The following is a 22,771-nucleotide window of genomic DNA, read 5'->3' on the forward strand; positions in this document are numbered from 1 at the left end:
CTGGGTCGCCGCCGCGGCGGTCGCCTGGAAGCTCTATCCCCTGCTGTTGCCCACCGTGAGCCAGCACGTCTCCAACGCCACCGTGGCGCTGGTGGCCTCCATCGCGACGATCTTCCTCGCGACGCTCATCATCGTCTCGATCATCACGGTGAAGGTCTCCGACATGATCCTCGATTCGCGCATCGGCGCGATCGACCGGTCCCTCGGGCTCGTCTTCGGCGCGGGGCGCGGCTTCCTCATCTGCGTGATCGGCTGGGTGTTCCTGGCCTGGCTGGTCCAGGGCAAGATGCCCGATTGGGCGGCCCAGGCCCGCAGCCGTCCGATGCTCGAGAAATCGGGGGACGCCCTGGTTGCGCAGTTGCCCGAGAATCCGGAAGGGTTCCTCAAGCAGTTCAAGAAGTCCAAGGGCGATGCGGTCGACCCCGCCGAACCGGCGGCCGACGGCGATGCGGCACCCGCCCAACGCCGCACCGAGTCGCCGGCCCGGCGCTGACCTTCTCACGCAGCGCGTCTGATCTGCGTGGCATGCCGCTTGGTTGCTGGGCCAAGGCCGACTAAATGACGGCTTCTTGCAGGAAGCGGCCGTCGTCATAAAACGGTCGCAGGATGCAAGCCGGTCCGTGGACGGTGCCGAACTCGGCAGCGGCGGGCCACCTTAGGATCGCAGAACCAGATGTCAGCACGCAGCGCGAGCGCCCGCCATTCGGTCGACGTGGTGGATGGGCTGGACCGGGACGGGGACACGCTGCGCGAGGAGTGCGGCGTCTTCGGCATTTTCGGCCATCCGGACGCCTCGGCCATCGTGGCGCTCGGCCTCCACGCCCTCCAGCACCGAGGCCAGGAGGCGGCGGGCATCGTCTCCTTCGACGGGCACATCTTCCATTCCGAGCGCCGGCCCGGCCTCGTGGGCGATTCGTTCTCCGACCGCTCCACCATCGAGCATCTCGAAGGCTCGGCCGCCATCGGCCATGTGCGCTACTCGACGACGGGCGGCACGATCCTCCGCAACGTCCAGCCGCTCTTCGCCGAACTCGCCAGCGGCGGCCTCGCGGTGGCCCATAACGGCAACCTCACAAACGCCCTCTCCATCCGGCGCGACCTCGTCCGCGACGGCGCGATCACGCAGTCGACCTCCGACACGGAAGTGATCCTGCACCTCGCTGCCCGCAGCCGCGCGCCGCTCATCGTCGAGCGCTTCACCGAGGCACTGCGCCAGGTCCAGGGCGCCTACGCCATCGTGGCGCTCACCAACAAGAAGCTCATCGGCGCTCGCGATCCCCTCGGCATCCGCCCCCTGGTCATCGGCGAACTCGACGGTCGTTACATCCTCGCCTCCGAGACCTGTGCACTGGACATCATCGGCGCGAAGTTCATCCGCGACGTGGAGAACGGCGAGATTGTCGTCATCTCGGAGGAGGGCATCGAATCGATCCGGTTTGCGCCGGCGCAGCCCATGCGCCCCTGTATCTTCGAATACATCTACTTCGCCCGGCCGGATTCCGTGGTGAACGGCAAGAGCGTCTATTCCGTCCGCAAGAATATCGGCCACGAACTCGCCCGCGAATCCGCCACCGCCGCCGACGTGGTGATCCCGGTGCCGGATTCCGGCGTGCCGGCGGCGCTCGGCTTCGCGCAGGAGACCGGCCTGCCCTTCGAGATGGGCATCATCCGCAACCACTATGTCGGGCGCACTTTCATCCAGCCGACCCAGTCGGTGCGTGAGCTCGGCGTGCGGATGAAGCATTCGGCCAACCGCGCCGTGGTGGAGGGCAAGCGCATCGTCCTCGTGGACGACAGCCTCGTGCGCGGGACCACCTCGGTGAAGATCGTGCGGATGATGCGCGAGGCCGGCGCCAAGGAGGTGCATTTCCGCATCGCCTCGCCGCCGATCACCTATCCGGATTTCTACGGGATCGACACCCCCGAGCGCGAGAAGCTGCTGGCCGCCACTCATGATCTCGAAGGGATGCGCCGCTATATCGGCGCGGATTCCCTGGCCTTCCTGTCCATCGAGGGCCTGTACAAGGCCATGGGCGAGGAGAGCCGCAACGAATCCTGCCCGCAATATACCGATCACTGCTTCACGGGCGACTACCCGACCGGCCTGACCGACCTCGCCATCGCCGGGCCGAAGCGTCTCGCGATGCTCGCCGAAGCGGATTGATCCGACCTATGACGAAGCCCCTCGACGGCCGCATCGCCCTCGTCACCGGCTGCTCGCGCGGCATCGGCAGGGCGGCGGCCCTGGCCCTCGCCGAGGCGGGCGCGCACATCGTGGCCGTCGCCAGGACGCAAGGGGCACTGGAAGAGCTCGACGACGCGATCCGACAGGCGGGATCGAGCGCGACGCTCGTGCCCCTCGACCTCACCGATTTCGACGCGATCGACCGGCTGGGTCTCAGCATCCACGAGCGCTGGCGGAAGCTCGACGTGGTCGTGGGCAATGCCGGCATCCTCGGCAATCTCACGCCCCTCGGCCACGTGACGCCCAAGACCTGGTCGCAGGTGATGGACATCAACGTCACCGCCAACTGGCGCCTGCTGCGCTCGATGGACCCGCTGCTGCGGATGTCGGATGCGGGCCGCGCCATCTTCGTCACCTCCGGCGCGTCGCAGAAATGCAAGGCCTATTGGGGACCGTATTCGGTCTCGAAGGCGGCCCTCGATGCCCTGGTGCGGACCTATGCGGCGGAGACCGAGACGACGGCCATCAAGGCCATGCTCCTCAACCCCGGCCCTCTGCGCACCTCCATGCGCAAGGCGGCGATGCCGGGCGAAGACGAGACCACACTCAAGACTCCCGGCGACCTCGCTCCGCATTTCGTACGGCTCGCTAGCCCGGATTGGGATCAATCGGGCAAGATCTACGATTTCCCCAGCGACCGCGTGCTGACGCCGCAGATGGCGGCTTAGCTTCCCTGCCCCTCATAACCCCACCCGCCACCTCATCCTGAGGCGCCGAAGCGAAGCGCAGGCCTCGAAGGAGGGCTCCAGCACCCGCAGCGCGATCTGGAGCCCGCCTTCGAGGCCGCTTCGCGGCACCTCAGGATGAGGTCGGTGGAGGGAGTGACCCGCCTTCATCGAGGTTTCCATCATGATCGACGTTCGCTGCATCTGCGCCATCGGCCTGCGCGGCCAGTTGGGCCTCAACGGGCAGCTGCCCTGGGAGGGCAACACCGATCCGCTCTTCGTCGAGGACGTGACGCGCTTCTTCGCGCTGACCATGGGGCACGTGCTGATCGCCGGGCCGAAGACCGTGGCCTCGGTGCCGGACTTCGCCTTCAAGGATCGCACCGTCGACGTGATCCGCAGCCACGAGGACCCGGAGGAGGTGCTCAAGCGCTATCCGGGCCGGCGCATCTTCGTCGGCGGCGGCATCACGGTCTGGAACGTCTACGCCAAGTACATCCAGAACTGGGACATCACCCGCCTGCCCTATGACGGCGAGGCCGACCGCTGGTTCGACCCGGCCTGGCTGGTGGGCGGGGCGCTGCGGACCTGACGGCAACGACGACGCCTCCTGCGAGTTGATGCTAATCCACCGCAGGAAACCTCCATGACCGCGCACAGCTACCGTTTCGGCATCGAGGAGGAATATTTCCTGGCCGATGCCGAGACGCGAGGGACGCCGCGGCGGTCGGTGAAGCCGTTCCATACGGAAGCGAGCGAGCGTCTGCCCGAAATCGGGCGGGAGATGCTTCAGTGTCAGGTGGAGGTCTGCACCCCGCCCTCCACGGAGTTCAGCGAGGCGCGTGAGATCCTGGGACGCCAGCGCGACGCCCTCGGTCGTCTGGCGAAGGAGCACGAGCTTCTGCTCTTCGCCGCCGGCACCCATCCGGTGTCCGATTGGGCGCGGCAATTGCCGACGAAGGGCGAGCGCTATCGCGGCATCCTGCGGGATGTGGGAATGGCGGGACGGCGGAGCCTGATCTGCGGCATGCATGTGCATGTGGAGGTGCCCGACCCGCAGGCGCGGGTGGACCTGATGAACCGGCTGCTGCCGTTCCAGCCGCTGCTGTTCGCGCTCTCGGCCTCGTCCCCCTTCTGGCAGGGCAAGCCGACGGGTCTCACCGCCTACCGGCTCAGCGCTTTCGGCGAGCTGCCGCGCACCGGCCTGCCGCAGCTTTTCTCGGACCCCGACGCCTATGAGCGCTACGTCCGTATCATGACGCGAGCCGGCTCGATCCAGGATGCGAGCTTCCTGTGGTGGTCCCTGCGCCCGTCGATCAAGTTCCCGACCCTCGAATTGCGGGTGGCGGATTCCTGCACACGGCTGGAGGACGCGCTCACGGTGGCGGCACTCTTCCGCTGCCTCGTGCGCTGTGTCGTGCGCCGGCCCGACCTCAACGCCGATCTCGACGGCGTTTCCCGCGCTTTGGCTGAAGAGAACCTGTGGCGCGCCCAACGCAGCGGCACGGAGGCCGAGATCATCGACGAGGCCAGCGAAGACGCCCTCCCCTTCGCCGACGCCCTCGACGCGATGCTGGCCCTCATCGACGCAGATGCCGACGCGCTCGGCTGCGGCGAAGAGGTGGAGCGGGCACGCACCATCGTTCGGGAGGGCACCAGCGCCGACCGCCAGATCGCGGTATTCGAAGCCGCCCGTGAGACGGGCCGCACCAATCGGCAGGGGCTGGACGACGTAGTCGATTGGCTGAGTGAAACGACCTGCGGGTCGTGAGGCTCAGCCCTTGTTCTCCTTGTCGAACGGGTTCTTCGAGGTGCGGAGCGACAACCGGATCGGCACGCCGGGGAGGTCGAAGGCCTCGCGCAGGTTGTTGACGAGGTAGCGGGTGTAGGATTTCGGCAGGCCGTCGAGCTGGTTGCCGAACAGGGCGAAGTGCGGCGGGCGGCTCTTCACCTGGGTGGCGTAGCGGATCTTGATGCGGCGGCTCGCCACCGCCGGTGGCGGGTTGCGCTGGGTCGCCTCGTTGAGCCAGTCGTTGATCTTCGAGGTGGAGATGCGCTTGTTCCAGACCTCGAAGGTCTCGGTGACGGCCTTCATCAGCGTGTCGATGCCGTCGCCGGCGAGGCCCGAGAGGGGCACGACGGAGACGCCGCGCACCTGCGGCAGCAGGCGGGTGCAATCCTCGCGCAGCTTCTTCAGCAAACCCGGCTGGTCGGCCACGAGGTCCCACTTGTTGAGGCCGATGACCAGGGCGCGGCCCTCGCTCTCGATGAGATCGACGATGGTCAGGTCCTGCTTCTCGAACGGGATCGTCGCGTCGAGGAGCACCACCACCACCTCGGCGAAGCGCACGGCCCGCAGGCCGTCGGACACCGCGAGCTTTTCGAGCTTGTCGTCGATGCGGGCCTTGCGGCGCATGCCGGCGGTGTCGTGGAGCTTGATGCGGCGGCCGCGCCATTCCCAGTCGAGGGAGATCGAATCCCGCGTGATGCCGGCCTCGGGGCCGACGAGCAGGCGCTCTTCGCCGAGCATCCGGTTGATCAGGGTCGACTTGCCGGCATTCGGGCGGCCGACGATGGCGACCTTGAGCGAGCGGTTCGACGGGTCGTCGTCGTATTCCTCGTCCTCGTCGTCGAGCTTGGGCAGGGCCTCGGTGAGCGCGTCGTGCAACTCGCCGATACCCTCGCCGTGCTCGGCCGAGAAAGGGATCGGGTCGCCGAGGCCGAGGGAGAACGCTTCGTAGGCGCCGGACAGGCCGGTGCCGCCCTCGGCCTTGTTGGCGACGAGCACCACCGGGCAGCCGGCGCGTCGCACCAGTTCGGCGAAGGGCTGGTCGGCCGGCAGGATGCCGGCGCGGGCATCGATGACGAACAGCACGACGTCGGCTTCGAGGATCGCGGCCTCGGTCTGCGCGCGCATGCGGCCGAGCAGCGAATCGGCATCGGCCTGTTCGAGGCCCGCCGTGTCGATGACGCGAAACACCAATCCGCCGAAGTTGACATCGCCCTCGCGCCGGTCGCGGGTCACGCCGGGGCGATCGTCCACGAGGGCGAGCTTCTTGCCCACCAGCCGGTTGAAGAGGGTCGACTTGCCGACATTCGGCCGTCCGACGATAGCGACGGTCGGCATGTCCATGGTGGTCTCGATTCAGTCGTCGTACGGAGAAAATTCGTCGTGCAGGCGGCGTGCCGGAACCGGCTCAGCGCGTCACGGGCGGGGGTGCGGCCGGCTCAGGCGCAGGGGCCGCGGTCACGGTGACCGGGCCGCCGGCCACGAGGGCGGCGTAGACCTCGATGCGCTGGCGAAGATTGGCCGGCGTCTGAGGATCGGAGATGATCTGGTCGAACCAGCGCCCGGCGGCATCGTATTCGCCGCGCTTCAGCGCCACGAGACCGAGCATTTCGCGGGCGGTGTGGCGGAACGCGCCGGCCGGGGCGGCGAGCCCCTGGAGGCTGGCGAGGGCCGGATCGGGGTTCGGCTGATCGAGGCGGATCAGGGCGGCGCGCAGGCGGGCGAGGTCGCGCAGGCCATCGTTGAGCTTGGTGTCGGCTGCCAGCGCATCGTACTCGGCAGCACCCGCGGTGGCGTCGCGCTTGGCGGTCTCGGTGGCGGAGCGGAAGCGGGCCAGCATCCGGTAGCCGCCGGGAGCCTCGGCCTCCAGCGCCTCGAAGGCCTTGTCGGCCTCGGCGCCCTTGCCGTCCTTGGCGAGGCGATTGGCGGCCTCGAACTTCTCGGACGCGGCTTCCGCGCGAACCCGCTGGTCGTGCTGCCAGTAGCGATAGCCGCCGACGCCGGCCACGACGAGAATCGCCACGGCGACGATGAGACCGCTGTAGCGCTTCCAGATCTGAGCGACCTGATCGCGGCGATAGTCTTCGTTGACCTCGCGGATAAACTCGTTGTTCTCGGCCATGTCGTCTCACGCCGACCGCGATACGATCGACGGCCTTGAGGAAAACCAAGCCCGGCGCCTAGCACAGCCAGGCCGGCTTGGCGACTGGCCATGCAGCCTGCTTCAGGCCGGGACAGGCCAAGCCGAGACGCCGATCACCCATTGATGCAGGTATTTGGCGAAGGCGAACCAGACGACGAAGCCGACCACGACCGCGATGGCGTCGTTGCGCCAGCCGGCCGGAGCCGCGACGGCGCCGTGCTGGGCGGCCACCGCACCGGCCGACAGGGCGCGGCGCTTGGCGCTGATCCGGGCGATCACCGCCCAGGCGAGGAAGCTGCCGAACAGCAGGATCGAGCCGAGGTCGCCATTGGCGAGGAGATGGGCCGTCGCCCAGATCTTCACCGCCAGCAGCATCGGGTGCTTGGCCCGCGCCCGGATATGGCCGGGCAGGTAGGCCGAGGCCAGGGCGATGAAGGCGAGGAGCGTCAGCAGCAGCGCGAGATGGCGCGTGAACACCGGCGGGTTCCAGACCTGGATGTAGCCATCCGCGCGGTATTGTCCGAAACCATAGGCGATGAGCACGATGCCGACGATCGACAGCACTGTATAGCCGAGCTTGAACCGGCTTTCGCCCAGCTCGTCGATGACGCCCGCGCGCTTCGTCCTCAACATGGAGAAGGCATGCGTGCCGAGGAACAGCACGAGGCCGAGGATGAGGATGAGCATGGGATGCCTTCGAATCGCGCCTGTGGATCGCGGGAGCCGCGCCAGGCCGGGTGAAGCAGACTGTAATTGTTCAAAACCCAAACTCGGGCCGATGTCCAGGCTCACCCGATGACGCGGCTCCTCGCCCTCCTCCTGCTCGTCCTGCTCCCCAACGGTGCGGCAGCGCGGTCCGAGCCGCCGCTCTCGGCGCTCACCCTCGTCGGTCCGCCGACGACGATCTTCAGGGCCGAGCGCGATGCCTGCGACGGGGCGGACGTGCCGGACGCCTCTGCCCGTGCCTTCCGCGACGCATCGGGCAGCGTCGCTCTGTTCGGGATGCATTACCGCAACCGGGCCCTGCGCGGTCCGAGCCTCGACCAGTTGAAGCTCGACTGCACCGTGGTGCTCGACTCCGGCGAGAAGGCCGATCCGGCGGCCTATGACGACCGCTCCTGGATCACGGCCACATGGACTGAGGACGGCAAGGCGGTCGCGGCCCTCCTCCACCACGAGTATCAGGCAAACGAGCACGAGGGCCGCTGCCGCTCGAAGGTCTATATCGAGTGCTGGTACAACACGATCGTCGCCGCCTCCTCCGGCGATGGCGGCCGCAGCTTCAACCGCGCCAAGTCCCCCGTGGTGGTGGCCGGGGCGCCGTTCCGCCAGGAGGTGGGCCAGGGCCGGCAGCGGGGATTCTTCAATCCGTCGAACATCGTCGCGGACGGGCGCTGGCGCTACGTGCTGATCGCCACCACGGGCTGGTCTTCCGGCGGCGGCGAGCAATCCGCCGGGGCCTGCCTGTTCCGCACCGACACGCCCTCCGACCCGACGCGCTGGCGGGCCTGGACCGGGCTCGGCTTCACCGCCGCCTTCCCCGATCCCTACACCAGGCCAACATTGCTCTCCGAGCCGTGCAAGCCGCTGGAGCCGTTCGGCCTGCCCGTGGGCGCAGTGGTGCGCCATCGCGGCACGGGGGCCTGGATCGCCGTCTTCATGGCCGCGGCCGGCGCCAAGGTTCCGCAATCCGGTTTCTATTGGACGACGTCGCGGGATCTCCTCACCTGGGATCAGCCGCGCCTGCTCCTCGCCGGCGCCACGCTCTACGACGATCCCTGCGCGGCCAAGGGCGACCTCATCGCCTATCCGTCGATCCTCGATCCGCAGGCGACCGGCCGCAACTTCGACGATGTGGGCGACACCGCCCTCCTCACCTACGTGACGCTGCGCCTGGAGGGCTGCCAGGTGACCTCGGACCGCGACCTCGTCCGCCGGCCCCTGGCGATCAAGGTCTGGCCATGAGCCGGGAGCGCATCGTCATCACGGCCGGCCCCTATCCGGCGTAAGGCGGACTTCGTCACCGAGACCGTACCGGTGGAGACGACCTCCCGGCCCGGCGGCACCCCACGTTTCCGTGTCAGAACTTCACCAGTTCCACGCGCCGGTTCTTCGCCCTGCCCTCCTCGCTACCATTGGAGGCGACCGGGCTGGCGGCCCCGAAGCCCTTGGCTCTCAGCCGATCCTTCGCGACGCCCGACGCGATGAGCCTGGCCATCACCGCCCTGGCGCGGCCATCGGAGAGCGACTGGTTGTGCCCGGCGGAGCCGGTCTCGTCGGTGTAGCCGTTGATCGCCAATTTAAGACCGGGATTCGTCTTCAGCAGGCTCGTTACCGCTTCGATCTGAGCCGCGGAATCCGGCAGGATCTCGGTCTTGTCGGTGGCGAAGTTGACATGGATCACCGCCCGACCGGTCTTGTCGATGTCCTGCTTCAGCTGATCGGCGGGCAGCAGGGAGGCGGTCTGGGCGAACGGCTTCGTCTCAAGGATGGTCCAGCTCGCGCTGTTGCTGCCGGGCACGAAATGCACCCAGATCTGCTTGTCCGGACGGCGGATCACCCATGTCTGCGTCGGTTCGTTGAAGACGTCGCCAAGCCCGTCATACATGCCCATCGTGACCTCCTCCGGCAGGGTATCGGTCATCGCAGCGGGGATCTTGCTGTCGGCAAGTTTCCGACCGCCGGCCTGGGTCAGCACGGCTTCGATGTTCTTCTTCAACTCGTAGGACGAATAGGTTTTGCCGTCCTCGGTGCTGATGAGGGACAGGAACACCTTGCCGTCGACGTCGTGGAGCGCGGTGCCCGTCCAGAACGGGAAATGCCCGAAATCGCGCGTCTTGGGCGGGTTCATCGGCTGATAGCCGGCTGGCAGCACGAAATAGGGAAAGCGGCCGAGGGGCACGGTCGAGACGGGGATGTCGTCGAGCACCACGGCGCCCGGTATGGTCCCGCCCCCGGGAGACGGTGGACCCGCGAGCGGCTCGGCCCTGCTTTCGCTCGCGGCCCATGTCAGAGCCAGCAGAATCCAGGCCAGTGTCAGTACTTTCATCATCTACTCCGGCAGGATGACGGCGCCGACGGTCCGGGCCACCGTCGACGGGTTCGCGGGAAGGCGGGGCCTTCAAGGGGCGAGAGATGCCACGCCTACACCCGGCGTCGAGTCGGACGGATGTCCGATGGACCCCGACCGCCCCCTTAGCCGACCACGCGACCTTGCTGCCCGCTCTCGCTCTAGATATTTTACTGGAGATGTCCGGAGCCGATGATGGAAAGCTCGCAGAAACGCGCCATCCGGAAATATCGCTCGCGCCTTGGCGAGCGCGGCCTCGCGCGTTTCAAAGTGCTTGGCCGGGACGCAGATCGCGACCTCATCCGGTCGCTCCCCAGACGCCAGTCCGAGGACACGTCCGAGGCCTCGAAGCTTCGCGCGACCGTCAGCCAGTCGATCGCTCGCGCTCCGGCCAAGACTCGACGTATCCTTGCCGCCTTACGGCGCTCGCCGCCGGTGAATGCGGAACTAGATCTTTCCCGCCCCCGTGAAGAGGGACGTAAGGTCGACCTGTGACGCGCTATCTCTTGGACACCAACATCATCAGCAACGTCGTCAAGCGGCTTGTGGAACGATCCGGCGCAATGTCGGTGGAGACTGACATCACTCCCACTCGATCGTGCCGGGCGGCTTCGAGGTAATGTCGTAGGTCACCCGGTTGATGCCCTTCACCTCGTTGATGATGCGGGTGGCGACGCGGCCGAGGAAGGCCATGTCGAAGGGGTAGAAATCCGCCGTCATGCCGTCGACGGAGGTGACGGCGCGAAGGGCGCAGACGTGGTCGTAGGTGCGGCCGTCGCCCATCACGCCCACCGTCTTCACCGGCAGGATCACCGCGAAGGCCTGCCAGATCGTGTCGTAGAGACCGGCCTTGCGGATCTCGTCGAGATAGATCGCATCGGCTTTGCGCAAAGCCTCCAGCTTCTCGGCGGTGATGGTGCCGGGGCAGCGGATGGCGAGGCCGGGGCCGGGGAACGGGTGGCGGCCGACGAAGGCCTCGGGCAGGCCGAGCTCCTTGCCGAGCACCCGGACCTCGTCCTTGAACAGCTCGCGCAGAGGCTCGACGAGCTGCATGTTCATGCGCTCGGGCAGACCGCCGACATTGTGGTGGCTCTTGATCGTCACCGAGGGGCCGCCGGTGAAGGACACGCTCTCGATCACGTCGGGGTAGAGCGTGCCCTGCGCCAGGAAGGCCGCGCCGCCGATCTTCTTCGCTTCCTCGTCGAACACGTCGATGAACAGGCGGCCGATGGTCTTGCGCTTGATCTCCGGGTCGCTGACGCCTTCAAGCTCGCCGAGGAACAGCTCCTGCGCCTGAACGTGGACCAGGGGGATGTTGTAATGGTCGCGGAACAGCCGCACCACCTCGTCGGCCTCGCCCATGCGCAGCAGGCCGTGATCGACGAAGACGCAGGTCAGCTGGTCGCCGATGGCCTCGTGGATCAGCACCGCCGCCACCGAGGAATCCACGCCGCCCGACAGGCCGCAGATCACCCGCTCCTTGCCCACCTGGGCGCGGATCTTGGCGATGGCCTCCTCGCGATAGGCGCCCATGGTCCAGTCGCCGGTGCAGCCGGCGATGTCGCGCACGAAGTTGCGGATCAACAGGGCGCCGTGCGGGGTATGCGCCACCTCCGGGTGGAACTGGACCGCGTAGTAGTTGCGCGACTCGTCGGCCACCGCCGCGAAGGGCGCGTTCTTCGACAGGGCGACGGTGGTGAAACCGTCGGGGAGCTTGGTCACCCGGTCGCCGTGGCTCATCCAGACCGGATAATGCTCGCCCACATGCCAGACGCCCTTGAACAGGGGACAATCCGAAATGATTTCGATCTCGGCGCGGCCGAACTCGGCATGGTGTCCGCCCTCGACCTCGCCGCCGAGCTGCGCCGCCATGGTCTGCTGGCCGTAGCAGATGCCGAAGACCGGCACGCCCGAATCGAACACCACCTGGGGCGTGCGGGGCGAGGCGTCGCTCGTCACCGATTCGGGGCCGCCGGACAGGATCACGCCCTTGGGCTTCGATTCGGCGAAGGCCTCCGCCGCCTTGGTGAAGGGGACGATCTCGCAATAGACCCCCTCCTCGCGCACCCGCCGCGCGATGAGCTGGGTCACCTGGGAGCCGAAATCGACGATGAGGATCTTGTCGTGGTCGGTATTCATGGATCGGAGTTAGACGAGGCCCTGCCGCCGTGCAACGCGCAGGTTCCGCAGGGCGCGCGCCGCCCACATGCATCGGGCGCGCCCATCGCCCGTTGGCTCACGCACGGAGGAAGCCGCGTCGGCGCATCCAGGTGAGGAACAGGCCGGACCAGGCCGCCGCCGGGGAGCCGGGCACACCGAGGCCGAAACCGTGGCCGCCGCGCTCGAACAGGTGCAATTCGGCGGGCACCAGGGCGCCGCGCAGGGCGGCATACATGAGCAGGCTGTTGTCCACCACGGCGATGGGGTCGTCGGCGGCCTGGGCGAGGAAGGTCGGCGGCGCCTTCTCGCGCACATGCGTCTCCACCGAATAGGCCGAGGCCTTCACCGGATCGGGCGGGTCGCCTGCGAGGATGCGCCTCGTGGAGGTCCGGTCGAAGGGCGGAAGCAGGGTGATGACGGGGTAGATCAGCCCCGCGAGCTCGGGCCGGGCCGAGAGCGCATCGCTGGCGTCGAGCCCGGCATAGGTCTCCGCCGAGGCGCGCATGGCCGCCTCCCCCATCAGGTGGCCGCCGGCGGAAAAGCCGAGCACGCCGACCCGTTCGGGGTCGATGCCGTAGGTCACGGCCCCCGCGCGGACGAGGCGGAGTGCCCGCTGCACGTCCTGGAGCGGCGCGTCGGCACCGGCCGCCCAGCCCTCGCCGGGGAGGCGGTAGATCAGCACGAAGGCGGTGATGCCCACGGTGGCGAGCCAGCGCGCCACCGGTATGCCCTCGTTGCCGATGTCGATGCGGCGATAGCCCCCGCCCGCCGCGACGAGCAGGGCCGCCCCGTTGGGTTTGGGCGCGCGCATGACGAGGAGGCAGGGCCGCGCAACGTTGCTGATCACCCCGTCGCGGCTCTCGTCGAACCGCCCATCCGCCGCGATGGGACCGCCGCCGCCGGGGGGCAAGCCGGGCCACAGGTCGATCACGTCGAGATTCGTGCCCGGAGCCGGAACCGTCTCCGCGCGGGCCTGCGCACCGCCGGACAGCATCGCCGCGGCTGCGGCGACCAATGTCCGGCGGTCGAGGCGCATCAGCCGCGTCGTTCCAGGGTGGCGACGTAGAAGCCGTCCGTGCCGGTGAGGGCCGGGCTCATCTGCAGGCCGTGCTCGGTGAACCGCACCACCCCGGCGAGGCCCGGCGCATGGTCGGCGGCGACCGTCTCGGCCGGCAGGACCGTCAGCCCGCCATTCGCCCGTGCGAGGATGCCGTCGATGGCTGCGTCGTTCTCCTCCCGCAGCAGGGAACAGGTGATGTAGGTGATCCGCCCTCCCGGCCGCACCAGGCGGGCGGCCCGGTCGAGCACCTCGGCCTGGTCCGTGACGCGGGCGCTGAGGGAGCCGGGGCGCAGGCGCCATTTGGCGTCGGGATTGCGCCGCCACGTCCCCGTGCCGGTGCAGGGCGCGTCGACCACCACCCGGTCCACGGTGCCGTCGAGGTCGCCGAGCACGTCGGCCCGCGCGCGTCCGCCGCGCGGGGTGCGGATCTCGGCCTCGGCACCGGAGCGGCGCAGCCGGTCGTGGATCGGCGCGAGCCGGCGCGGATCGTCGTCGGTGGCGATGAGGCGTCCCTCGTTCCGCATCATGGCCGCGAGGGCGAGGGTCTTGCCACCGCCGCCCGCGCAGAGATCGACCACGGTCTCGCCCGCGCGCGCACCGGTCAGAGCGCCGGCGATCTGCGAGCCCTCGTCCTGGATCTCGTACCAGCCGTCGAGGAATTCCGGCTCCACATGCAAGGCGGGACCGCGACCGTCCTCGCCGATGGGAATGCGCAGGCCGTTCGGCGCATGCGGCGTCACCGCCGGCGCCAGATGCGCGAGCCCGGCCAGGGCCGTCTCGCGGTCGCGCTTGAGGGTGTTGATGCGGATGTCGAGGGGCGCGCGGCGGGCGAGCGCGCGCAGTTCCTCGAGCAGGGTATCGCCGAACAGGTGGCCGAGGGAGGGCAGGATCCAGTCCGGCACGTCGCCGGCCACATGGGGCGGTGCCTCGGCGAGCGAGCCCTCGGCGATGGCCGTGCGCTCGGCATCGGTCAGGGGATCGGGCGCGAAGCGCTCGCCCGAGAACAGCTCGGCGATGGTGGGCGCCGCGAGTCCGTGCTGCAGCCGCAGCATGCCGATCAGGATGGCGCGCGGGGTCTCGTCCCCCATCACCCAGGCGGAAGAGGCCCGGCGGCGCAGGGCGTCGTAGACGAGGCTCGCGATGGCGGCGCGGTCGCCGGAGCCGGCGAAGCGGTGGGCGAGGCCCCAATCCTTGAGGGCGTCCGCGGCCGGTCGGCGCCGACCGGCGATGTCGGCGAGCACTTCGATGGCGGCGGAAAGGCGAGCGGGAGGGGTCAGGATGAAATCCTCAGGGTTAGGGAAGCGTGACCGGTCACGGCCACCGCCGCGATACGGTCACGCTTTGAGCGGGTGTCCGACACAATACAGCCGAGCTTCCGGCGCGATCGGCCGTCAGACAGGCAGGGCGCCAGACTCGTCTCGTGCCCTTGCTGCGCCCGAGCCCGCTGCGTCAACGTCCGGAGCCTCGCAATCGTCATGTACCCCATCGTCCAACTCACTCTCGCGGGCCTCGTCCTGCTCAGCGTCGCCGCCTGCTCCACCGCGCCCGCCGTCGACCTGACGCCGCCGCCGCAGCGCCCCTACGATGCCAAGACGCAGCTCGAATACGGCAACCCGCCGCCGCCTCCCCCGGCTCCGCGCTACTGAGCGTCCGCCTTTCCGGGGCCGCCGCTCAGGCGGCCTCGCGGGCGCGGCGGTTCTCGTAGGCCTTGAGATGGGTGTAGGCCCGGTCGAGCATCGGGTGCGCCCCGTCGCGGCTGCGGGCGATGAGATCGCCGATGATGTGATCGGCCTCGATCCGCGCCTTGTTCTCGATGTCGCGCAGCATCGAGGCGGTGAAGGCCGAGCCTTCCGCGGTGAGACTCGTGCGCGTGTTCTGCATCACCTTCTCCCGCGGGGCGTAGCCGGCATCTTCGGCGATCCGGCGGCACTCCTCCATCAGCGCCTCGATGAGGGCGAGGCCGCCCGGCGCGGCGACGATGTCGCCGATGGTGGCCCGCATTAGGCAGGTCGCCCCGGCGAGTGTCGCCAGGAACGTCCACTTCTCCCACATTTCCAGCACCATCGCCTCGCTGAGGCGAGCCTGGAACGCGACGCCCTGCATCAGCGCCTCGATCCGCTCCACCCGCTCCGAGCGCCCCCCTGCCCGCTCGCCAAAGGTGAGGGAATGGAGCGGGCTCATCATGCGGATCTCACCGTCGCCCCGCACCGTCGCCACGATGGCGCAGGACCCGCCGAGGACATTCTCCGGTCCGAAGGCGGCGTCGAGGGCGTCGAGATGGCGCAGGCCGTTGAGGACGGGCAGCACCAGCGTCGCGGGGCCGACGGCCGGGGCCACGTCCGCGATGGCTCCGTCGAGGTCGTAGGCCTTGCAGCTGAGGAGAACGAGATCGAAGCGTCCGCCCTTGCCCGCCGCGAGATCGGCGGCGGTGAGGGTCGGGGGCTCCGCGATATGGATGTCGCCGGCCGGGCTCTTGACCCGAAGCCCCGAGGCGGCGAGCTTCTCGGCTCGCGCAGGCCGCACGAGGAAGGTGACGTCCCGACCGGCCTCCACGAGACGCGCCCCGAAATATCCACCGGTGGCACCGGCGCCGACGACGAGCACGCGCATGGGACGATCCTCAATCTCGATGAGCGTCCCTCTTTATCGGACGAGGGAGGCGGTTTTCCAGGCGTGCGTTCAAATTCCGATCGGCGCGAGAAAGATGCGCACCGCGAAGACGATCCACATCGCCAGCAGCACCAGCGCCCCGAGCGTATAGGCGCGAAAACGGAAGGGGACGTGGTTCGAGGTGACGTAGACGCCCGCATGGACGGCGCGCGACGCCACGAAGATCCAGGCGAGTACGACGAAGAGCAGATCGGCCTTCTTCGTGTAGAGTGCCAGCGGCACCAGGGCGAAGAACAGCACCGGCAGCTCGAACTGGTTGGAGAACGCGTTGGCGGCCTGTTGCGCGCGGGGCTGCCAGTTGCGCTGCCCCATCGAGACGTCGCCGGCCGTCACCGCACCCGCCTTGATCTCGGCCAGGCGCACCCGTCCCAGCCAGAACATCAGCACGAAGATCAACAGAACTTGCGCGAAGACGGGGGCGAGGATGGCCTGGACGGTCATGGAGGATCCCGATGCGGCGGCGTCAGCGCCCGAGGGCGACGAGGCCGAGATGCGCGACGAGGATCGCGCAGCCGAGGAAGTTGATGACGAAGACCCTGCCCCTGAGCGGCACGTCGTCGGTGAGCGTCTGGACGGCGGTATGGATCACCCGGCCGGCGAAGAAGAGCCAAGCGGCGGCGACATCGACCCAGGTCACCCGGTCGAGGGCCGCGAGCAGGGCGACGCAGGCGAAGACGATGACGGGAAGTTCGAACTGGTTGGAGAGGTTGCGGGTGATGCGCGCGATCGCCGGAGGCTCGTCGCGGCCGAACTCGAAACAGCCGAACCCCACCTCACCGCGACGCACCGCCAGCAGGCGCGCCACGGAGAGCCAGACATAAAGGCCGAAGGTGAGCCCGATCTGCGCCAGCACGGGCCAGAGCACGAGGTGGCGCGGATCGGACATCGGACCGGGCTCAGGCGCGGCTGGGGTAGTTCGGGCTCTCGCGGGTGATGGTCACGTCGTGGACGTGGCTCTCGCGCAGGCCCGCATTGGTGATGCGGACGAACTGCGCCTTGTCCTGGAACTCGGGGATGGTCGGCGCGCCGACATAGCCCATGGCGGCACGCAGGCCGCCGGCGAGCTGGTGCAGCACCGCCGCCACCGGCCCCTTGTAGGGCACCTGACCTTCGATTCCCTCGGGGACGAGCTTGTGGGTGTCGCTGACCTCGGCCTGGAAGTAGCGGTCGGCCGAGCCGCGGGCCATGGCCCCCACCGAGCCCATGCCGCGATAGCTCTTGTAGGAGCGGCCCTGGTGCAGGAACACCTCCCCCGGCGCCTCGTCGGTTCCGGCCAGCAGCGAGCCCAGCATCGCCACGGAGGCGCCGGCCGCGATGGCCTTGGCGAGATCGCCAGAGAACTTGATGCCGCCATCGGCGATGACCGGTACGTCGGCCCGGTCGGCGGCCTCCACCGCTTCCATCAGGGCGGTCAGCTGGGGCACGCCGACGCCGGCCACGATGCGGGTGGTGCAGATCGAGCCCGGGCCGATTCCGACCTTGATCGCGTCCGCGCCGGCATCGATGAGCGCCTGGGCCCCGTCGCGGGTGGCGACGTTGCCGGCCACCACCTGAACGGCGTTGGAGAGCTGCTTCACCCGGCGCACGGCATCGAGCACCTTGATGGAGTGGCCGTGGGCGGTGTCGACCACGATCACGTCGCAGCCGGCATCGATGAGACGCTCGGCCCGCTCGAACCCGCTATCGCCCGTGGTGGTGGCGGCGGCGACCCGCAGGCGGCCCTGCTCGTCCTTCACGGCGCCGGGATAGGCCACCTGCTTCTCGATATCCTTGACCGTGATCAGGCCGATGCAGCGGTAATGGTCGTCGACCACGAGGAGCTTCTCGATGCGGAACTGGTGAAGCAGGCGCTTGGCCTCCTCCTGGTTCACGCCCTCGCGCACGGTGATGAGCCGGTCGCGGGTCATCAGCTCGGCGACGGTCTCGGAAGGGTTGGTGGCGAAGCGCACGTCGCGGTTGGTGAGGATGCCGACGAGTTTGCCGCGCGAGCCGTTGGGGCCGCGCTCCACCACCGGGATGCCGGAGATGCGGTTCTGCTTCATGAGCGAGAAGGCGTCGGCCAGGGTCTCGTCGGGATGGATGGTGATCGGGTTGAGCACCATGCCCGACTCGTATTTCTTGACGAGGCGGACCTGCTCGGCCTGCTCGTGCGGCTCGAGATTGCGGTGAATGACGCCCATGCCGCCGTTCTGGGCCATGGCGATGGCCATCGGCGCTTCGGTGACGGTGTCCATGGCCGAGGCCAGGATCGGCATGTTGAGGTGGATCGTGCGGGTCAGTCGCGACGCGACGCTGACCTCGGTGGGCATCACCGAAGATGCGGCGGGACGGAGAAGCACGTCGTCGAAGGTCAGGCCTTCGATGATGGAATCCGCGGTGATACGAGCCATGTGCCAACTCCCGAAACGGTGAGAGGCGCCGGGCTGTAACAGCCGTCGACGCCGAATGCGTTGGCACGGCGCAGTATCATGGGGCCGGACCCTGCGCAAAGGCAGGATCGCGGCATCGCAATGGAAAACTCAGTTGATCGTGACGCGGGGGCCCTTGTCGGTCCATTCCGGCGGCAGGCCGAGATAGTCGCCGACCATGCCGTCGATGCCGGGCGCGCGGCCGAACTGCTCGCAATCCGGGTCGAGCGGAGCCTCGCCGAGGGTGGTGACGCGGATGCGGTCCCAGCTCGGAATCGCCAGCGGCTCCTTGAAAGGGTCGCGCCCGGTGACGAGCAACGTGCCGAAATCCTGGCCGAATTCGCCGGCCAGATCGTAGGCGTCCCCGGCCGCCGAGAAGCGCGCCTGGTTGGTGAAGGCGTTGGCGCCGCCGCCCCAGATCATCGCCGCCCGCTGCTGGTGACGGCTATCGAGGGCCTCGGCCTCGATGGTGATGCTGCCGAGACCGATCGGGATGCGCGGGATCGGCACGCGGCCGACAGCGGTGGCGAAGCCGACGCCGAGCTGGGACGCGATGGTGATTCCCGCCGAGGTGGCGATGGTCGCGCCGGCCGCCGGGACGTTGGTGAGTTCGACACGGGTGACGGCGGACCGGATCGTGAGGTCGGCCTTCTTGGTGGAGACCACGTCGTAGCGCAGCGACAGCTCGTAGCAGAGGGCGCGGTCGGCCGCGTTGGCGATCAGCCGGCGCTCGACGCTGTTGAGACCGGGGCCAGAGATCGATTCCGGAAACGCCGCCGGGATGATGCGGACCGTCCGCGTCGCCGCGAGGGTCGGCTGATCGGCGTAGAGCTTCGCCCCGGTGGCCACTTCGGTGCTTCCATTGAGGCGGTCGTAGCGGGTGAGCGACCCCGTCTCGTTGAGAATGACGGTGCCGCAACCGGCGACCATGAGCAGCAGGCCCAGAGCCCCACCGATGAGGGGCGAGCGTCGACAGGTTTCGAACCGCGAGGGCATTCAATATCTTTCGCGCAAAATGGCGGCGGTGGCTCGCTCGACCGACGTGATACGAGACAGCCGAATTGTTGCTGAGCTTAAGGCCGTATCGACTCCCCCGAAAGGCGGCCATGCCGGCCTGACGACTTGAAGCCTGCACCTGTGGCTCGTGGGTCACGGTCGTCCACCACGTGCGACACCGCACGTGTCATCCACAGAGACCATCATTTGTGTGCATGTTCGTTCGAGAGCCGAGTTGCGCGCCCTCGACGGCGTGACGGAACCGGGCGGCTTCGGCCGCGCTACCTACGCGATCCCCATGCGCCCATCACAGATCGTTCCCCTCGTCGTCGCCACCGCGCTGTTCATGGAGAACACCGATTCCACGGTGATCGCCACCGCGCTGCCGGCCATCGCCCGAAGCCTCGGCGAGGATCCGATCGCCCTGAAACTGGCGCTGACCTCCTATCTCGTGAGTCTCGCGATCTTCATCCCGATCAGCGGCTGGATGGCCGACCGCTACGGTGCGCGCACGATCTTCCGCGCCGCCCTCGTGGTGTTCATGGCGGGGTCGCTGGCCTGTGCCGCGTCCGATTCGCTCGGCGCCTTCGTCGCCGCGCGCGCGTTCCAGGGCATCGGCGGAGCGATGATGGTGCCGGTCGGCCGTCTCGTCATCCTCCGGGCGGTGCCGAAGAGCGAACTCGTCAGCGCCCTCGCCTACCTGACGATCCCGGCCCTGATCGGACCGATCATGGGGCCGCCTCTGGGCGGGTTGATCACGACCTATCTCGATTGGCGCTGGATCTTCTTCATCAACATACCGATCGGGCTGGCCGGAATCGCGCTCTCGACGATCTATTTCGAGAACATCCGCGAGCCCTCCCGGCCGCCCCTCGACGTCCTCGGGTTCCTGCTCTCGGGAGCCGGCCTCGCCACCCTGATGCTCGGCCTCGCCTCCCTGGGGCGCCACCTACTGCCGGATTACGTCTCGTGGGGGTGTCTCGGCGGCGGCGCGATCCTGCTCGCGCTCTATCTCGCGCATTCGCGCCGGGTCGAGCATCCGGTGATCCGCCTCGATCTGCTGAGGTACCCGACCTTCCGCGCGGCGGTGACCGGCGGCAGCCTGTTCCGCATCGGCACAGGGGCGATCCCGTTCCTGTTGCCGCTGATGCTGCAAATCGGCTTCGGCCTCGATCCGCTGCAATCGGGACTGCTCACCTTCGCCGCGGCGGCGGGCGCGCTCCTCATCAAGATCATCGGGCCGCGCATCCTGCGCGCCTACGGTTTCCGCCGGGTGATGCTGTTCAACGCCGTCGTCGCCTCTTGCTTCCTCGCGGTGAACGGCCTGTTCACGGCGCAGACGCCGCATTGGATCATCATCGGCATCCTGCTCGTCGGCGGCTGCGTGCGCTCGCTTCAATTCACCTGCGTCAACGCCATCGCGTATGCCGATCTCGACAAGCGGGAGATGAGTTCGGCGACGAGTCTCGCGAGCGTCGCGCAGCAATTGTCCCTCAGCCTCGGCGTCTCCATCGGAGCCCTGGCCCTGGAGACGGCCGCCGCGCAGCATGGCCGCACGACCATCGAGGCCGGCGATTTCTGGCCTGCCTTCCTCACCGTCGCGCTGATCTCGTCCGTCTCCCTCCTCGCCTTCCTGCGGCTGAAGCCGGATGCGGGCGCGGAGGTGTCGGGTCAGCGCCTGGCGTCGAAGGGCGTTTAGGCCGCCGCACGGCTCGACGGCCGGGCGGGGCTACGCTTCGGTCCCTTGGCGGATTTCGCATTGGCGTTGGCCGATTGCGGCCGGGCGGGAGCGAGCGCCTCCCGGGTCGAGCGGCGCCAGCCCTGCCAGCTCCATGCGCCCGGGCCGGCCAGCGCGTAGATGAGGAAGCCGCCGGCCAGGCCGAGATCGGCGAGGAACAGGGTGCGCTCGGTCATCGCCGCCGCGCCGGAATAGGCCCAGAACCCGTGCAGCATCACCGCCATCGCCACCGCGAACCCCGCCAGGGCGAAGCCGGTGATGCGGGGCAGGACACCGAGGATGAGCGCCAGCGGCCCGAAGACCTGAACCACCACGGCCGCCGTGGCGACGACATTGGGAGACGGCATCCCGGCCCCGGCCAGCGCGAGCGCAAAACCCGACACGTTGAGCGCACGCGCGATGCCCGTCGGCAGCAGCGCCGCCGCCAGCAACAGGCGCGACGCAAGGAGGATTCCGTCCTGGCTCCGACCGAACACGCGCGAACTCCGTCCCTGACCCATCGAGGTCGGAAGAATGCGAGTGAGCGACTGAAGACGGCGTTAAAGCTTGGAGCCGGCGCTCACTCGCCCGGGGAGCGACGCTCCGCCTTCGCCAGCGAGCGCTCATGCAGCAGCACTGCGAGCCAGCCGAGGCCGACGGCGAGTAACGGCGTGAAGACGAAGGCGATCGCGTAGGAGGCGCTCATCGATCGAACTCTTTTGGGATCGCCCACCGTCAAGAGAAAGATAGGCGAGGCGCGCGTTGAGTTCAACTTATGGTCGCTGCCGAACCGGTGCGGTCCTCAACCCGACACCCCACCTCGGAACAACCGCCCGCGCTCGGTCCAAGCGACCACGAGTAGCGCCGATCCGCCGAGGCCGGCATAGCCGAGGCCGAGGGGCAGCACCGTGCCGTCGAAGGCGTGGCCGATGATGAAGCCGCAGAAGGCGCCGAGGATGGTGGTGTAGAATCCGAGGAAGGACGAGGCCGTGCCGGCGATCTCGCCGAGGGGCTGCAGGGCCAGCGCGTTGAAGTTCGGCATGGCGAAGCTGATCATGAACTGGTTGCCGGCGAGCACCGTGAGGAACAGCCACAGCGGCGGATGCCCGGCATAGGCGAGGCCGAACCCGACCTGGGCCAGCGCCACCGCCACGAACAGGGTGAGGCCTACATGCGAGAGCGGCCGCATCCCGAGGCGCCGCACCAGACGGGCATTGACGAGGGTGGCCGCCCCCATGGCGCCGGCCACCAGGGCGAAGGCGAGCGGGAACAGGGCCCCGAGCCGGTAGAGCCCTGTATCGAAGAGCTGCTGGGCCGAGCCGACATAGCCCATGATGCAGCCGGTCAGCAGCCCGAGGGCGGTGGCGTAGCCGACCGCCACGCGGGTGCGGAAGGTCAGGGAGACCGCCTGCCCGATCGACCGCAGGGAGAGCGGACGCCGAAATTCCGGATGCAGCGTCTCCGGCATGCGCCAGGAGAACCAGAGGGTGAGGATACCGGCCAGGGCCAGCATCGAGACGAAGACGTAGTGCCAGGAGCCGAGCAGCAGCATCGCCCCGCCGATGGCGGGCGCGATCATCGGCACGATGAGGAACACCATCATGATCAGCGACATGACGCTGGCCATCTCGCGCCCCGAATAGCGGTCGCGCACGATGGCGGTGGAGAGGACGCGCCCGCCCGCCGCCCCGATTCCCTGGATGACGCGGGCGGCCAGCAGCCATTCGAAGGACGGCGCGACCATGGCGAGGCCCGTGCCCGCGCCGTAGACCGCCAGACTCCCGAGCAGCACCCGCCGGCGCCCCAGCGCATCCGAGACCGGCCCGTAGACGATCTGGGCGACGCCGA

24 protein-coding genes are annotated in these 22,771 nt (G+C 68.6%); 9 read left to right on the forward strand and 15 right to left on the reverse strand.

Annotated features, from left to right (window positions below; genetic code table 11):
* The 5 genes from MBTS_RS19440 to MBTS_RS19460 all read left to right on the forward strand — a co-directional run.
* Positions 1-493, forward strand: a 493-nt coding sequence (locus MBTS_RS19440; RefSeq protein WP_192216275.1) for a CvpA family protein, incomplete at its 5' end; no start/stop codon positions are given.
* A gap of 180 nt (positions 494-673) precedes the next feature.
* Positions 674-2,164, forward strand: a complete 1,491-nt coding sequence (purF, locus tag MBTS_RS19445; protein WP_018045057.1) for an amidophosphoribosyltransferase — start codon at positions 674-676, stop codon at positions 2,162-2,164.
* An 8-nt stretch (positions 2,165-2,172) separates the two neighbouring features.
* Positions 2,173-2,913, forward strand: coding sequence for an SDR family NAD(P)-dependent oxidoreductase (locus tag MBTS_RS19450; RefSeq protein ID WP_147829086.1), 741 nt, complete (start codon positions 2,173-2,175; stop codon positions 2,911-2,913).
* Positions 2,914-3,094: 181 nt separating this feature from the next.
* A complete protein-coding gene (locus MBTS_RS19455; RefSeq protein ID WP_056140480.1) occupies positions 3,095-3,502 on the forward strand; it encodes a dihydrofolate reductase in 408 nt (135 codons plus the stop codon).
* A 54-nt stretch (positions 3,503-3,556) separates the two neighbouring features.
* Positions 3,557-4,681 carry a carboxylate-amine ligase gene (locus MBTS_RS19460; protein ID WP_056140479.1) on the forward strand — a complete coding sequence of 375 codons (1,125 nt, stop codon included), beginning with the start codon at positions 3,557-3,559 and terminating at the stop codon, positions 4,679-4,681.
* A gap of 3 nt (positions 4,682-4,684) precedes the next feature.
* Here the strand turns inward: MBTS_RS19460 and der are convergent, their stop codons facing one another.
* From der to MBTS_RS19475, 3 genes are all read right to left on the reverse strand, one after another.
* Positions 4,685-6,043, reverse strand: a complete 1,359-nt coding sequence (gene der, locus MBTS_RS19465) for a ribosome biogenesis GTPase Der (protein ID WP_018045062.1) — start codon at positions 6,041-6,043, stop codon at positions 4,685-4,687.
* 64 nt (positions 6,044-6,107) lie between these two features.
* Positions 6,108-6,821, reverse strand: coding sequence for a tetratricopeptide repeat protein (locus MBTS_RS19470; RefSeq protein WP_056140476.1), 714 nt, complete (start codon positions 6,819-6,821; stop codon positions 6,108-6,110).
* Positions 6,822-6,923: 102 nt separating this feature from the next.
* Positions 6,924-7,529 (reverse strand): NnrU family protein, encoded by a 606-nt coding sequence (locus tag MBTS_RS19475; RefSeq protein ID WP_147829081.1) that lies wholly within the window; start codon positions 7,527-7,529, stop codon positions 6,924-6,926.
* Positions 7,530-7,637: 108 nt separating this feature from the next.
* On the opposite strand from MBTS_RS19475, the gene MBTS_RS19480 reads away from it, so the two are divergent.
* Positions 7,638-8,807 carry a hypothetical protein gene (locus MBTS_RS19480; RefSeq protein ID WP_192216276.1) on the forward strand — a complete coding sequence of 390 codons (1,170 nt, stop codon included), beginning with the start codon at positions 7,638-7,640 and terminating at the stop codon, positions 8,805-8,807.
* Positions 8,808-8,922: 115 nt separating this feature from the next.
* Here MBTS_RS19480 and MBTS_RS19485 read toward each other — a convergent pair whose 3' ends face one another.
* A complete protein-coding gene (locus MBTS_RS19485; RefSeq protein WP_238253758.1) occupies positions 8,923-9,894 on the reverse strand; it encodes an OmpA family protein in 972 nt (323 codons plus the stop codon).
* 213 nt (positions 9,895-10,107) lie between these two features.
* On the opposite strand from MBTS_RS19485, the gene MBTS_RS19490 reads away from it, so the two are divergent.
* Positions 10,108-10,407, forward strand: a complete 300-nt coding sequence (locus MBTS_RS19490; protein WP_026176153.1) for a hypothetical protein — start codon at positions 10,108-10,110, stop codon at positions 10,405-10,407.
* An 87-nt stretch (positions 10,408-10,494) separates the two neighbouring features.
* Here MBTS_RS19490 and guaA read toward each other — a convergent pair whose 3' ends face one another.
* The 3 genes from guaA to MBTS_RS19505 form a co-directional block, all read right to left on the reverse strand.
* On the reverse strand, positions 10,495-12,051 hold the full coding sequence (gene guaA / locus MBTS_RS19495; RefSeq protein WP_056140468.1) for a glutamine-hydrolyzing GMP synthase: 1,557 nt from the start codon (positions 12,049-12,051) through the stop codon (positions 10,495-10,497).
* A gap of 97 nt (positions 12,052-12,148) precedes the next feature.
* Entirely contained in the window at positions 12,149-13,108 is a 960-nt protein-coding gene (locus MBTS_RS19500; protein ID WP_147829077.1) for an alpha/beta hydrolase, read from the reverse strand.
* Positions 13,108-14,409: an RsmB/NOP family class I SAM-dependent RNA methyltransferase gene (locus tag MBTS_RS19505; RefSeq protein ID WP_192216280.1), complete on the reverse strand. Its 1,302-nt coding sequence runs from the start codon at positions 14,407-14,409 to the stop codon at positions 13,108-13,110. Before MBTS_RS19505 ends, MBTS_RS19500 begins: the two co-directional genes overlap by 1 nt.
* A gap of 198 nt (positions 14,410-14,607) precedes the next feature.
* Between MBTS_RS19505 and MBTS_RS19510 the strand changes: the two genes are divergently transcribed.
* The gene (locus tag MBTS_RS19510; protein ID WP_018045073.1) at positions 14,608-14,778 is read left to right on the forward strand and encodes a hypothetical protein; all 171 of its coding nucleotides are present in this window, start codon (positions 14,608-14,610) and stop codon (positions 14,776-14,778) included.
* Between the two features lie 25 nt (positions 14,779-14,803).
* Here MBTS_RS19510 and panE read toward each other — a convergent pair whose 3' ends face one another.
* The 5 genes from panE to MBTS_RS19535 all read right to left on the reverse strand — a co-directional run bounded on the left by panE (position 14,804) and on the right by MBTS_RS19535 (position 19,206).
* On the reverse strand, positions 14,804-15,742 hold the full coding sequence (gene panE / locus MBTS_RS19515) for a 2-dehydropantoate 2-reductase (RefSeq protein ID WP_147829073.1): 939 nt from the start codon (positions 15,740-15,742) through the stop codon (positions 14,804-14,806).
* Positions 15,743-15,811: 69 nt separating this feature from the next.
* Positions 15,812-16,243: an MAPEG family protein gene (locus MBTS_RS19520; RefSeq protein WP_147829071.1), complete on the reverse strand. Its 432-nt coding sequence runs from the start codon at positions 16,241-16,243 to the stop codon at positions 15,812-15,814.
* A 22-nt stretch (positions 16,244-16,265) separates the two neighbouring features.
* A complete protein-coding gene (locus tag MBTS_RS19525; protein ID WP_147829069.1) occupies positions 16,266-16,688 on the reverse strand; it encodes an MAPEG family protein in 423 nt (140 codons plus the stop codon).
* Between the two features lie 10 nt (positions 16,689-16,698).
* Entirely contained in the window at positions 16,699-18,192 is a 1,494-nt protein-coding gene (guaB, locus tag MBTS_RS19530) for an IMP dehydrogenase (RefSeq protein WP_018045077.1), read from the reverse strand.
* A gap of 129 nt (positions 18,193-18,321) precedes the next feature.
* A complete protein-coding gene (locus MBTS_RS19535) occupies positions 18,322-19,206 on the reverse strand; it encodes a DUF3313 domain-containing protein (RefSeq protein ID WP_056140452.1) in 885 nt (294 codons plus the stop codon).
* Positions 19,207-19,504: 298 nt separating this feature from the next.
* Here MBTS_RS19535 and MBTS_RS19540 point away from each other — a divergent pair, with 298 nt between their 5' ends.
* Positions 19,505-20,905, forward strand: a complete 1,401-nt coding sequence (locus MBTS_RS19540) for a DHA2 family efflux MFS transporter permease subunit (RefSeq protein ID WP_192216281.1) — start codon at positions 19,505-19,507, stop codon at positions 20,903-20,905.
* Here the strand turns inward: MBTS_RS19540 and MBTS_RS19545 are convergent.
* The 3 genes from MBTS_RS19545 to MBTS_RS19550 all read right to left on the reverse strand — a co-directional run.
* Positions 20,902-21,420 (reverse strand): DoxX family protein, encoded by a 519-nt coding sequence (locus tag MBTS_RS19545; protein WP_192216277.1) that lies wholly within the window; start codon positions 21,418-21,420, stop codon positions 20,902-20,904. The two genes, MBTS_RS19540 and MBTS_RS19545, sit on opposite strands and share 4 nt — an antisense overlap.
* Before the next feature lie 83 nt (positions 21,421-21,503).
* Positions 21,504-21,629, reverse strand: coding sequence for a hypothetical protein (locus MBTS_RS24060; RefSeq protein WP_274533758.1), 126 nt, complete (start codon positions 21,627-21,629; stop codon positions 21,504-21,506).
* A 96-nt stretch (positions 21,630-21,725) separates the two neighbouring features.
* The coding region (locus MBTS_RS19550) for a multidrug effflux MFS transporter (RefSeq protein ID WP_192216278.1) at positions 21,726-22,771 on the reverse strand (1,046 nt) is incomplete at its 5' end.

The organism is Methylobacterium bullatum, from assembly GCF_014845095.1.
In the GTDB taxonomy this organism is placed as follows: domain Bacteria; phylum Pseudomonadota; class Alphaproteobacteria; order Rhizobiales; family Beijerinckiaceae; genus Methylobacterium; species Methylobacterium bullatum.